Raw genomic sequence first — 11,318 nt, 5'->3', positions numbered from 1 at the left:
GTGCCACTCGTAGAAGCGGGTGGCGACCGTCTCCGAGGCGGTCGTGGCCGGCTCGTGGGGCTCGGCATGGTCCTGCAGCTGGACGTACACGCCCTTGTACTCGAAGAGTTGGCGGCGCAGGAGATTCCGGGTGCTGGACGGTTCGGCGTCGGATTTCGCGAAGTCCGCGGCAATCTGTTCAGTGCTTCCGGGTTTGATCCGGGCCACTATGACACTGCTGTGCATATGTCCTTCTCCATCACGGGAAGCCGTTGATGAGTTCGAGTCTTCCGAGGCGCAATACAGGTTTCAATACGGGCAAGTTCAGGTCTTGTCAGAGGTACGTCAGAAGATTTCAGGAAAGTGGCGCGAGCGTCTTTCGGTGCGCAGCATCACAGCCATGACAGATATCGAGGACTTCTTTCGACTCCAGGCTCTGGTGGCCCGTTTCGCGCGTGCGGTCGATTCCCGCGACCACGAGGCGCTGTCCGCGCTACTCGTCCCGGACGTGACCATGGAGCTGCTGCCGGACATCCGGATCGAGGGCCGTGCGGCGCTGGCCGGCATGCTGCGGGACGACCTGGTCTGGGCGACCACCATGCACACCATGGCGAACGTGCTCCCCGAGCTCCACGGTGACCGCGCGACCGTGTACGCGAACGTCACCGCCGTGCATGTGAGCCCGGGCGGCCCGGGCAAGCACTTCGACCTGGGAGCCCGCTACACCTTCACCGCCGTGCGCGAGGAAGGGAGTTGGCTGTTGTCCCGGATCAGGATCGAGCCCCTGTGGACGACGGGCGACGACCACGGCATGCACGAGCACTGACGGACGGGCAGAAGCCGCGCCGGTTCCGCCGGCGCGGCTTCTGCGTGGGGGGAACCGCGGGGGGTCAGTCCTCCGCGAGGGACAGGGCTTTGGCCGGACAGATGAAGACCGCCTTGTGGGCGGCGGCCTCGTCGGCGCCCCGCGGCCGCTCGATCAGGACCTTGACCAGCCCGTCGTCGTCCTGGTCGAAGATCCTCGGATCGGTCCGTACGCACTGCCCCGCGCCGATGCAGCGGTCGTGGTCCTTCTCCAGTCGCATGGCGCTCTCCTTCACCAGGTCACGGGCAGTTCGTAGAGGCCGTAGACGAGGGCGTCGCTCTTGAAGTTCAGCTCCTCGGCGGGCACAGCGAGTTGGAGGTCCGGCAGCCTGCGGAAGAGCGTGTCGAAGACGACCTGGAGCTCGACGCGGCCGAGGTTCTGCCCCAGGCACTGGTGGGGGCCGTAGCCGAAGGCCACGTGGTGCCGGGCGTCGCGGGAGAAGTCCAGCTCCTCCGGGTCGTCGAAGACGGCGGGGTCGCGGTTGGCGGCGAAGGTGGAGGCGATGACGGCCTCGCCCTTGCGTATGAGGACGCCGCCGATCTCGACGTCGTCCATCGCCAGCCGGTGCGCGCCGAAGTCCGGGATCGTGTAGAAGCGCAGGAGTTCGTCGACGGCCTTGGGGGTGTTCGCCGGGTCCGCCTTGATCTGGGCGAGCAGTTCCGGCCTGGTCAGCATCGAGAAGACACCGAGGTTGATCATGTTGGCGGTGGTCTCGTGGCCGGCCAGCAGCACCAGCAGGCACAGGCTGGCGAGTTGGGGCCGGTCGATGCCGCCGTTCTGCCGCTGGAGCTCGATCTGGCGGCTGAGCAGGTCGTCGCCGGGGTTGGCGATCTTCTCCTCGACGAGTTTGTCCATGTACGCGCGCAGCTGGACGGAGATGTTGATGCGGCCCTGTTCGTCGGTGGTGCGGCGGAGCAGGACCTCGGCCAGCTCCATGAAGTACTCGTGCCCCTCGTAGGGCATGCCGAGGATCTCGGAGACCACCAGCGAGGGCACGGGCAGGGAGAAGACCTGGTTGAGGTCGACGGGCCGGGGCAGCTTCAGCATCTCGTCGATGAAGTGGTCGACGATCTCCTGGATGCGCGGCTTCATGGCGGCGACGCGGCGGACCGAGAACTCGCTGATGACGGGCCGCCGGGCCTCCGCGTGCTCCGGGTCGTCGAGGATGATCATGAAGGGTGCGTGCTTGGCGAGGGCCGCGTTCTGCCCGGGGACCACGACCGGGAAGTCCTTCTTACGGCGGTCCGAGCTGAGCTTGGGGTTCGACATCACGGCCCGCACGTCTTCGTACTTGGTGACCAGCCAGGCCTTTCCGCCGTCCGGGAGGACCACCTGACTGACCGGCGCCTCCTCCCGGAATTTCGTGTAGACCGGCGGAATGGCGAAAGGGCACGTGCGCTGAATGGGAAAGCTGACGAGTTCACTGGCCTCGTCGATATCGATGTTCGTCATGTCACCCCTCGTTCGGAGTTTCCGCTTCCTGCGGTCCGACGATAACGAGGGAAATTACATGTACGGGTTCAGCGAACGTCAATTCAACGGCAATGTATTGTCAGCGCATGCTGCGGAGCTTGAAACCGACCCCGCGAACGGTGACGATCCATTCCGGTCCGCCGAGTTTGCTGCGCAGACTGCTGACATGGGTGTCGACCGTGCGACGTGACCAGGACTCGCCCCACACCTCGCGCATGATGGACTCCCGCGAGATCACCTGCCCCGGGGCGCTGGCCAGCAGGGCGAGCAGATCGAACTCCTTGCGGGTGACCGGCACCGGCCGGCCGCCCATCTCGACCTCGCGCGAGTCGCTGTCGATCCGCAGGGGGCCGTGTTCGAGCACCGCCCCGCCGTCGGCGTCCGGGACGGTGTGCGGGGTGCGGCGCGCGCGGCGCATCACGGCGTCCAGCCGGGCCATGAGTTCGCGGATGCCGTAGGGCTTGATGACGTAGTCGTCGGCGCCGGCCTGGAGGGCGAGCACACAGTCGAGTTCGGAGGCGCGCGAGGTGACGGTGATGACGGGGATGTCGCCGGCCACCCGGATCTCGCGGCAGACCTCGAGGCCGTCCAGATCAGGCAGGTCGAGGTCGAGCAGAACGAGGTCGGCGGTCTCGAACCAGGCCAGTGCCTCGACGCCGGAATCGACGGCGTCGACATGATGGCCGTGTCGCTCGAGTGCCTCGGTGAGGTTCGCACGGTCGGCCCTGCTGCCTTCGACGACCAGGATCCGCCAGGTGTCCGCGAGGTTCCGGACGGGCGCCGGCGGTGAGGTCGTCGCACCGGTTCGGCCGCCGAAGGTCGCTCGGGCCGCCGTACGGTGCTCGGTGTCGTGGGTTTCGAGTATCTCTGGTCGAGAACTCACTTTCACTTGTGCTGATCGCATAAATGCCCACCCAACTCAGTCCGGCGGGTTGCCGGTCTTCCATATCAGGTCGAACGAAAGACGGGAAAGGCGCCAGCCCCGCTCGGTGTGCACCGCGTCGCCGGTGACACAGGTGCCCGACACATAGTGCGGTCGTATCTCGCCTTCCCGCTCGTGGTGCACATGCACGGACGTCATGTTGGCGCGGAGCCGCGCCCGGTCCCCGGAGACGCTCACGACCGACGGCGTGTTCAGATGGTGCGTTCCGGCCCACATGGCCAATGCTCGCCGGTGGTATTCGGCGAGTCCGTCGATGCCGGTGTGCCGACTGATCGGGAATTCGATGACAACGTCGTCGGAGAACAGCTCGGCGGCCCACTCGTCATCGAGTTTGTCGTAGTCGAGCCCGAGGACATAGCGATCGAGGAGTTCGCCTATTTCAGCTTTTGACCATCTCGCGTCCACGATTCCACCCTCCAGCTTCCCCCTTGGTCACGCAAGCACAACCGTAGCCATGTGAGTGGCTTCACCACGGATCGATTCCTTCACGAAACCACAGGGGTTCGTTAATTTTCCTTGACGTTCTGCGGACATCGAAAAACGAACGTCCCCAGCGGTACCGGGCCCGGGCACAGCCAGCGTACACGAGTCGAACTCACATCGGAATCAGAGTTGCTCTTTAATTCTTACGACTCCACATTCAGACTGACTCGCATGATCTGGACAGCCTCGGGGTGATCATGTGCGGAGGGGACAACGGGCAGGTCACGCAGCAGGCGGCGCAGCTTCCGGCTCTCCGCGCCGGCATCCGGGTGGGAGGAGCCGGCGAAGTGGACGGTGACGAGGTTCGGGTAGACCGTGGCGAGATCCCGCCTCCACACGTCGAGTACGTGTTCGGCGGCGGCGTCGAGATGGAAGACGAGGCGGCCGTGTCCGTCGCGGTGGCGCAGTTCGAGCCGGCCGGGCGTGCCGCGGACGAGACGCAGACCGGGGGCGAGCCGGTGGACCAGGTAGCCGAGGAGGATCGACTCCGCCTCCAGGTGCAGACAGGCCGGGCCCGCCGACGCCGCGCGGATGCCGAGGACCCCCTCGTCCAGGGGCTCGACGTCCCGCGCGTACTCGGTGAGCGCCTCCCCCATCCGCTGCTCGATGCTCAACTGCCCCGCGCACACCGCCTCCTCGGCGGTACGGCTCTGTTGTCCTGCCATCGGTCGCCTCACGCGTCTCGGCGTTTCCCTGTGCTGCTCTGCGTTGCTCTGCGTCTCTTCGGGGGCGGGCGTGCGGACCGGCCGGGCCGGCACCGCCGCCCGGTCCGGCCCGGCCGCTGCCGCTGTCAGCGGCTCTTCGCGTGGTGCGTCAGGACGCCTCCCATCCGTAGAAGCGGATCGCGTGTCCGCCGGGCGTCGGCTCCTGCGGGGCGAGGCGCGGCAGTTCCCGGAGCACATGGCCGAACCAGATGTCCGTCGCGGCCTTCTGCGCGATGTCCGCGTCGTCGCGACCGGCGTGGTCCTGGATGTGGATGCACAGGTCCTTGAAGACGAACAGCTGGCGCCGGCGGATGCCCATCAACTGCGCGGTGGCGTCGAAGTCCCGGAAGATCTCGGTGACTTCGGGAATCGCGTCGGCCTCCATCCGGGCGAGGGTGACCGTCGTCTCCGTCGGCCCCGGCCTCCCCTCCGGCTCCCCCTCCCAGGCGTAGAAGCAGGAAGCCGCGGAGTCGGCCGGGGAGTTCCACGTCTCGGGCTCGTACGGCGTCACGAACGGCTGGAGGTCGGCCGAGAGCCTGGCCATGCGCGGGTCGGACTTGACCTTCTCCAGCGCGGCCTGGTCGGACTTCTCGACGAAGTCGTACAGGTGGACCTGGACACCATGGTGAATGAACAACTGCCGGCGGTGCAGTCCGATCAGCCCCGGGATCTCCGTGCTGTCGAACTCCGCGAACAGCTTCGACACCTCGGGGATCGCGTCCCGGTCCATCTTCGAGACGGTAACCATGCTGCGCATGTGCATCACTTCCTCGTGGGAGAGTCTCGATGTGCGGTGCGTTCGGTGACGCTGCTGCCGGCTAGGCGACCGATGCGGTCTCCGACTTGGGCAGCTTGGTCGTGGATTCCGCCGGGCGGCTCTTGGTGGCGACCGCCGAGAGCAGCAGGCCGACGACCGCGATGGCGGCGCAGACGACCAGCAGCAGGTCCATGCCGCTGAGGAACGCCGTCTGGACGTCGTGGAGCATCGAGTGGTCGCCGAGTTTGTCGGCCACGGCCACTCCTGAGCCGACGCCGTCGGAGATCGGCTCACGGTCGAGCGGGCCGAGTTCGGAGTGGTACCGGGTGGACAGCACGGTGCCGAGCACGGCCACGCCGGTGGTGCCGGCGGCCTGGCGCAGCGCCGACAGCAGGGCCGATCCGGCGCCGGCCCGCTCGGGGGTGAGCGCGCCCACGGCCAGGGACATGGAGGTGGGCAGCACCAGCCCGATACCGAGGCCAACGATGACCATCCAGGTGGCGACGAAGCCGTACGAGGTGTCGATGTCGGTCATCGCGCCGAGCCCCATGCCGAGCGCGAGGGCCCCGAAGCCGAGCATCAGCGTCAGCTTGAGACCGATCTTGTCGCTCAGGCCCTCCAGGAAGTTGGAGGCCACCAGCAGACCGCCGATCATCGGCAGCATCCGCAGACCGCTGCCGAGCGAGTCGACGCCGAGCACCGACTGGAAGTACAGCGGGATGGTGAAGAACAGCCCGAACATCGCGAAGGCGTTGATCAGCTGGAAGAACGTCCCCATGCGGAATCCGCGGTCGCCGAAGAGGCTGAGGTCGGCGAGGGCGTGTTCCCGGGTGCGCTCCCAGGCGACGAAGCCGATGATCAGCAGCAGGCCCGCGCCGAAGGTCGCCCAGGCGATGCCGTCGCCCCAGCCCTCGTCGCCGAAGCGGATCAGGCCGTAGGTCAGTCCGACCAGCCCGGCCGCCGAGAGCAGCACGCTGACCGGGTCGATGGGCCGGCGGGTCTGGCTGCGCGTCTCGGGCACCAGCAGGCCCACCGCGGTCGCCCCGATGATGACCGTCGGGATGTTCACCAGGAACACCGAGCCCCACCAGAAGTGGTCGAGCAGCAGTCCGCCGACGATCGGGCCGAGCGGCATGCCGAGGGTCACCGCGGTGATCCACACGGTGGTGGCGCGACCGCGCTCCGCCGGGTCCGGGAAGAGCACCGGGATCATCCCCATCGACAGGGACATCAGCACCGACGCCGCGATCCCGAGCAGCACCCGCGCCATGATCAGCTCGCTCGACGACGAGGCGAACGCGCACCAGATCGAGGCGCCGCCGAACAGGACCAGCGCCCCGAACACGAACTTCTTCCGGCCGAACCGGTCCCCGAGCGCACCGGCGGGCAGCATCACGCCCGCCAGCGTCAGCGTGTACGCCGTGCTGAACCACTGCAGCGCCGCGGTGCCGGCGTGCAGATCACGGGCGAGCGTGGGCAGGGCGATGTTGAGCACCGTCATGTCGAGCCCCACGGTCAGCATCGCGAGTGCGAGTGCGCCGAGGGCCAGCCAACGACGCGTTGCGGTGACTTCCATGAGCTCCCCTCAAATTTTCGAAGTAACTACGAGTTCAGAGTAGATACGAGATTCCTGAGCGTGTCAATACCGATGCACTCAGCTTCCGTACTCACTCGCGGATACGCCTGACAAAGCGACGACTTCGCAGTTCAGAGGGGGTGCGATGGGGAAGTCGAGGCTCCCGAACGAAGGCGTGGCGAGCCTCGACAAACGGGGACAAAACACCCGCTAGGACCGCCGGAACGCGCCTCCGACCAGCCTCTTCTCGCCGACGATCACAGACAGACCGCGGCCCGGCCCTGTACGCTCACTCAGCGGATCGGCGCCCCTGATGCCGCGCCGAGGACGACGGTCGTTGCGAGAGGGTGCCGGAGTGGCGGGACTGCGAGAACGGAAGAAGGCGCAGACGCGCAAGCGCCTGGCGGACACCGCGTTCACCCTGTTCCGCGAGCGCGGATTCGAGAACGTGACCGTCGCGGAGATCGCGGACGCCGCGGAAGTGGCGGTGAGCACGCTGTTCGCGTACTTCCCGTGCAAGGAGGCGCTGGTCTTCGACGCCGAGGACGAGTACGAACGCGCGCTGACGGCGGCGGTCCGCGACCGCGCGCCCGGGACGTCGATGCTGGACGCGCTGGAGGCACATCTGGTGCCCGCGGCACAGCCCGCACCCGACGGCCCGTCCGGCGAGGACTTCGTCGAACTGGTCAAGTCCACACCGGCGTTGCTGGAGTACGCCGGCCGGGTGCGGCGGCACTGGGAGGCGAGCCTCGCCGCCACCCTCGCCGAGGAGGCCGGGCTCCCGGAGAACGACCTCCTCGCGACGACGCTCGCCCGTTTCGTGCTGGAGGCCAACTTCCTCGCCACGTACGGCGATCACTCGCCGGAGGACCTGAAGGCCGTCTTCGACCGGCTGCGCCACGGCTGGGCGGACTTCGGCACCAGCACGGGGCAGCCGGTGCGGGGATCAGGCCTTGGCCATCATGAATCCGACGCCCCGAACCGAGACGATCAGGCCACGGTCACCCAGCTTTGACCGAAGATTGCTGATATGCGTGTCGACGGTGCGCTGGGACCAGGAACTCCCCCACACCGCACTGACGATCTCCTCGCGTGAGATCACCTTTCCGGGATTTCGCGCAAGGAGCAGAAGCAATTCGAATTCCTTGCGGGTCAGCCGCGGAGAACGCCCGCCGTATTTCACTTCCCGCTTCTGCACGTCGATGCTCAGCCGCCCCCTTTCCAGCAGAGGGGGCGCCTGCCTGCACGACGAGGCCCGCCGCATGACGGCGCCGATCCGTGCCATGAGTTCGCGCAGGCCGTACGGCTGCGCCAGATAGTCGTCGCCGCCGGCCCGCAGGGCCAGCACGGTGTCCAGTTCCGAGGCGGCGGAGCCGATGAAGATGACGGGTGTGTCCGTGGTGGCCCGGAGCAGGCGGCACACATGCAGGCCGTCCAGGTCCCGCAGCTTCATGCCGAGCAGGACGAGGTCGTGCTCGCCGGCGCGGTCCAGTGCCTCCTGGCCGGTTTCCACGGCCACGACGTCCTGTCCGCTCCGGGACAGGTCGGCCACGAGGATCTCCCTGCTCGTCGCATCGCTCTCCACGACGAGGATCGTCCACGGGCCCACCTCCCCGGACTTCTGCTCCGGCAGCGCGGACGACACCGCTAAAGGCGAGCCCATAGAAATCTCCCCCAAAATCTCCGCAGGTCTGACTCGATAAGCCTAGCCTCACATGAGGGCGCACCTGCTTCAACGGCTTTCCCGGCCGCTCACAGAAAGCGCAACACCGCCTTGACGGCCCCCTCCCCGCAACAAAGAGCAGCCCAAGGGCGGTTAAAGAAACGATTTAGAGGACAAAGGGCAGGGAAAGCAGGGGAAATTTTCCGGACACCCCGATTCCGGAAGGGCGGAACATGAAAAGGAATGCGCCCGGAGTCGCCCGGGCGCGAAAACGGGGCCGCCCCCCGAAGGGGCCGACCCCGCACCGTCGTACCGTCGCTACACGTTGAACCGGAACTCCACGACATCCCCGTCCTGCATGACGTACTCCTTGCCCTCCATCCGCGCCTTGCCCTTGGCGCGGGCCTCGGCGACCGAGCCGGTCTCGACGAGGTCGTCGAAGGAGATGACCTCCGCCTTGATGAAGCCCTTCTGGAAGTCGGTGTGGATCACGCCGGCCGCCTCGGGGGCCGTGGCGCCCTTCTTGATGGTCCAGGCGCGGGATTCCTTGGGGCCGGCCGTCAGGTAGGTCTGCAGGCCGAGGGTGTTGAAGCCGACGCGGGCGAGGGTGGCCAGGCCCGGCTCCTCGGCGCCCACCGACTCCAGGAGCTCCAGCGCGTCCTCCTCGTCGAGCTCGGCGAGGTCCGCCTCCAGCTTGGCGTTGAGGAAGATCGCCTCGGCGGGGGCGACCAGGGCGCGCTGCTCGTCCTTGAAGGAGTCGTCGGTCAGCTCGTCCTCGTCGACGTTGAAGACGTAGAGGAAGGGCTTGGTGGTGAGCAGGTGCAGGTCGTGCAGGAGCTCGGCGCGCTCGCTGCCCTGGACCAGGCCCTGCGAGAAGAGCGTGTCGCCCTTCTCCAGGATCTCCTTGGCCGCCTCGACCGCCGCCACCTTCGGCGCCACGTCCTTCTTGATCCGCGACTCCTTCTGCAGGCGCGGCAGGACCTTCTCGATGGTCTGGAGGTCCGCGAGGATCAGCTCGGTGTTGATCGTCTCGATGTCGTCCTTGGGCGAGACCTTGCCGTCGACATGCACGACGTTCTCGTCCTTGAAGGCGCGGATGACCTGGCAGATCGCGTCCGACTCACGGATGTTCGCGAGGAACTTGTTGCCCAGGCCCTCCCCCTCGGAGGCGCCGCGCACGATGCCCGCGATGTCGACGAAGTCGACCGTCGCCGGGAGGATGCGCTGGGAGGAGAAGATCTCGGCCAGTTTCGTCAGACGCGCGTCCGGGACGCCCACGACGCCGACGTTGGGCTCGATCGTGGCGAACGGGTAGTTGGCCGCGAGCACGTCGTTCTTGGTCAGGGCGTTGAACAGGGTCGACTTGCCGACATTCGGCAGACCGACGATTCCGATCGTGAGCGACACGTTGCGACTTCCCGTACGTGAGGAGGGGTGAAGGAGAGCTGGGGCCTGCCCTGGCGGGCCGATCCACCAGTCTACGGCGTGCACGGCCCCGCCCCGGCGACGAGTCGAACGCTTGGCCAAGGTCCGCCCCTCGGCGTGTCTGAGGCGGGATTCTGCACATAAACCGACCTAAGTTGGTCCGGTGGAGCAACACAGGACGCGACCCCCGCACATCCGAGCGCGCCGCGAGAGGCCTTCCCTGCCCCCGCAGGCGGCCCGCGGCGGGCGCCGTCCTGCCGCGGCGGCGCCCGTACGACGCCCGGCCCCACCGGTGGTCCAGGCGGTCCGCCGCTTCCCCAACCCACGGCTCACCGGACTCGGCGGCGGCCTGTTCTGCATGGCGGCCATGCTCGCGCTCGGCGCCCTGAACGCACTGCTGTTCGGCTCGTCGCTGACGGCGTACGGGGTGCTGTTCCTGCCGGTGTGCGTGCTGACGGCCGTCTGGGTCCGGCGCGGCGATCTCGCGACCGCGCCCGTGGTGGTGCCGATCGCCTTCGCGGCCGGCCTGGTGCCGGTCACCGACGGGGAGGGGTTCGGGGGCCGCCTGATGGGCCTGGTGACCGCCCTCGCCACCCAGGCCGGGTGGCTGTACGGGGGGACGCTGATCGCCGGTCTCATCGTGACCGTACGGAAGGTCCGCCTGATGGCCCGTCGGCGTCAGGCGAACCGCCGCCCCGGCTGAGCTACCGCTTCGCCGCCCGCATCGCCGCTCCCACGATCCCCGCGTTGTTCTGCAACTGCGCCGGGACGATCTCCGCCTTGATGCCCTCGATGTGCGGCAGGAACTTGTCCGCCTTGCGGCTGACGCCGCCGCCGATGACGAACAGCTCCGGCGAGAACAGCATCTCGACATGGGCGAGGTACTTCTGGACCCGGTGGGCCCAGTGCTCCCAGGTCAGCTCGCCGTCCTCCCTGGCCTTGCTGGAGGCACGCTTCTCGGCGTCGTGGCCGTGCAGTTCGAGGTGGCCCAGCTCGGTGTTGGGGACGAGGACACCGTCGACGAAGAGCGCGCTGCCGATGCCGGTGCCGAAGGTCAGCAGGATGACGGTGCCGTGACGGCCGTGACCGGCGCCGAACTCCATCTCGGCGACGCCCGCCGCGTCCGCGTCGTTGACCACCGTCACCGGCAGACCGCCGAGCCGCTCGCTGAACAGCGCACGCGCGTCGGTGTCGATCCAGCTCTTGTCGACATTGGCCGCCGTACGGATCGTGGCACCGCCGGTGACCACGCCCGGGAAGGTCAGCCCGACCGGTCCCGTCCACCCGAAGTGGTCGACGACCTCCTTCACACCGTCCGCCACCGAGTCCGGAGTCGCCGGGTGCGGGGTGAGCACCTTGTGGCGCTCCTGGGCGAGGTCGCCCCTCGCCAGGTCCACAGGGGCGCCCTTGATCCCAGAACCGCCGATGTCCACGCCGAAGATCTGCATGG

At 67.7% G+C, this 11,318-nt stretch carries 13 protein-coding genes and 1 pseudogene; 3 read left to right on the top strand and 11 right to left on the bottom strand.

Annotation, left to right across the window (positions count from 1 at the left end; genetic code table 11):
- Positions 1–42: 42 nt before the first annotated feature.
- Positions 43–225, bottom strand: a pseudogene (locus tag CRP56_RS48510) (TcmI family type II polyketide cyclase); the annotation flags it as partial.
- Between the two features lie 154 nt (positions 226–379).
- On the opposite strand from CRP56_RS48510, the gene CRP56_RS27960 reads away from it, so the two are divergent.
- Complete coding sequence (locus CRP56_RS27960; RefSeq protein WP_179851132.1) at positions 380–805, top strand: nuclear transport factor 2 family protein; 426 nt, start codon at positions 380–382, stop codon at positions 803–805.
- 64 nt (positions 806–869) lie between these two features.
- Here CRP56_RS27960 and CRP56_RS27955 read toward each other — a convergent pair whose 3' ends face one another.
- The 7 genes from CRP56_RS27955 to CRP56_RS27925 all read right to left on the bottom strand — a co-directional run bounded on the left by CRP56_RS27955 (position 870) and on the right by CRP56_RS27925 (position 6,780).
- Complete coding sequence (locus CRP56_RS27955; RefSeq protein ID WP_097268555.1) at positions 870–1,064, bottom strand: ferredoxin; 195 nt, start codon at positions 1,062–1,064, stop codon at positions 870–872.
- Between the two features lie 11 nt (positions 1,065–1,075).
- Complete coding sequence (locus CRP56_RS27950; protein WP_179851131.1) at positions 1,076–2,296, bottom strand: cytochrome P450; 1,221 nt, start codon at positions 2,294–2,296, stop codon at positions 1,076–1,078.
- A gap of 100 nt (positions 2,297–2,396) precedes the next feature.
- Complete coding sequence (locus CRP56_RS27945) at positions 2,397–3,200, bottom strand: response regulator transcription factor (protein ID WP_373559690.1); 804 nt, start codon at positions 3,198–3,200, stop codon at positions 2,397–2,399.
- Between the two features lie 36 nt (positions 3,201–3,236).
- On the bottom strand, positions 3,237–3,665 hold the full coding sequence (locus CRP56_RS27940; protein ID WP_097268551.1) for a nuclear transport factor 2 family protein: 429 nt from the start codon (positions 3,663–3,665) through the stop codon (positions 3,237–3,239).
- Positions 3,666–3,886: 221 nt separating this feature from the next.
- Complete coding sequence (locus CRP56_RS27935; RefSeq protein ID WP_143664950.1) at positions 3,887–4,408, bottom strand: hypothetical protein; 522 nt, start codon at positions 4,406–4,408, stop codon at positions 3,887–3,889.
- A gap of 148 nt (positions 4,409–4,556) precedes the next feature.
- Positions 4,557–5,204, bottom strand: a complete 648-nt coding sequence (locus tag CRP56_RS27930) for a TcmI family type II polyketide cyclase (RefSeq protein ID WP_179851130.1) — start codon at positions 5,202–5,204, stop codon at positions 4,557–4,559.
- A gap of 61 nt (positions 5,205–5,265) precedes the next feature.
- Positions 5,266–6,780, bottom strand: coding sequence for an MFS transporter (locus CRP56_RS27925; protein WP_097268545.1), 1,515 nt, complete (start codon positions 6,778–6,780; stop codon positions 5,266–5,268).
- Between the two features lie 355 nt (positions 6,781–7,135).
- Here CRP56_RS27925 and CRP56_RS27920 point away from each other — a divergent pair, with 355 nt between their 5' ends.
- A complete protein-coding gene (locus CRP56_RS27920) occupies positions 7,136–7,795 on the top strand; it encodes a TetR family transcriptional regulator (protein WP_097268543.1) in 660 nt (219 codons plus the stop codon).
- Here the strand turns inward: CRP56_RS27920 and CRP56_RS27915 are convergent.
- Positions 7,727–8,425: a response regulator transcription factor gene (locus CRP56_RS27915; protein WP_257041111.1), complete on the bottom strand. Its 699-nt coding sequence runs from the start codon at positions 8,423–8,425 to the stop codon at positions 7,727–7,729. The two genes, CRP56_RS27920 and CRP56_RS27915, sit on opposite strands and share 69 nt — an antisense overlap.
- 336 nt (positions 8,426–8,761) lie before the next feature.
- Positions 8,762–9,850 carry a redox-regulated ATPase YchF gene (ychF, locus tag CRP56_RS27910; RefSeq protein WP_097268539.1) on the bottom strand — a complete coding sequence of 363 codons (1,089 nt, stop codon included), beginning with the start codon at positions 9,848–9,850 and terminating at the stop codon, positions 8,762–8,764.
- Positions 9,851–10,031: 181 nt separating this feature from the next.
- On the opposite strand from ychF, the gene CRP56_RS27905 reads away from it, so the two are divergent.
- Positions 10,032–10,571 carry a DUF6542 domain-containing protein gene (locus tag CRP56_RS27905; RefSeq protein WP_097268537.1) on the top strand — a complete coding sequence of 180 codons (540 nt, stop codon included), beginning with the start codon at positions 10,032–10,034 and terminating at the stop codon, positions 10,569–10,571.
- A 1-nt stretch (position 10,572) separates the two neighbouring features.
- Here CRP56_RS27905 and ppgK read toward each other — a convergent pair whose 3' ends face one another.
- Positions 10,573–11,316 (bottom strand): polyphosphate--glucose phosphotransferase, encoded by a 744-nt coding sequence (gene ppgK, locus CRP56_RS27900; protein ID WP_097268535.1) that lies wholly within the window; start codon positions 11,314–11,316, stop codon positions 10,573–10,575.
- Between the last annotated feature and the right edge of the window lie 2 nt (positions 11,317–11,318).

Source organism: Streptomyces sp. TLI_55 (genome assembly GCF_900206255.1).
Lineage (GTDB): Bacteria > Actinomycetota > Actinomycetes > Streptomycetales > Streptomycetaceae > Streptomyces > Streptomyces aquilus.
The sequence above is the reverse complement of the archived record's forward strand: the minus strand, read 5'-3'. Positions and strand labels throughout refer to the sequence as shown.

Coding starts and splice junctions, on each gene's coding strand:
- CRP56_RS27960 (WP_179851132.1), top strand. CDS start 380: ATGACAGATATCGAGGACTTCTTTCGACTCCAGGCTCTGGTGGCCCGT.
- CRP56_RS27935 (WP_143664950.1), bottom strand. CDS start 4,408: ATGGCAGGACAACAGAGCCGTACCGCCGAGGAGGCGGTGTGCGCGGGG.
- CRP56_RS27930 (WP_179851130.1), bottom strand. CDS start 5,204: ATGCGCAGCATGGTTACCGTCTCGAAGATGGACCGGGACGCGATCCCC.
- CRP56_RS27925 (WP_097268545.1), bottom strand. CDS start 6,780: ATGGAAGTCACCGCAACGCGTCGTTGGCTGGCCCTCGGCGCACTCGCA.
- CRP56_RS27950 (WP_179851131.1), bottom strand. CDS start 2,296: ATGACGAACATCGATATCGACGAGGCCAGTGAACTCGTCAGCTTTCCC.
- CRP56_RS27955 (WP_097268555.1), bottom strand. CDS start 1,064: ATGCGACTGGAGAAGGACCACGACCGCTGCATCGGCGCGGGGCAGTGC.
- ppgK (WP_097268535.1), bottom strand. CDS start 11,316: ATGCAGATCTTCGGCGTGGACATCGGCGGTTCTGGGATCAAGGGCGCC.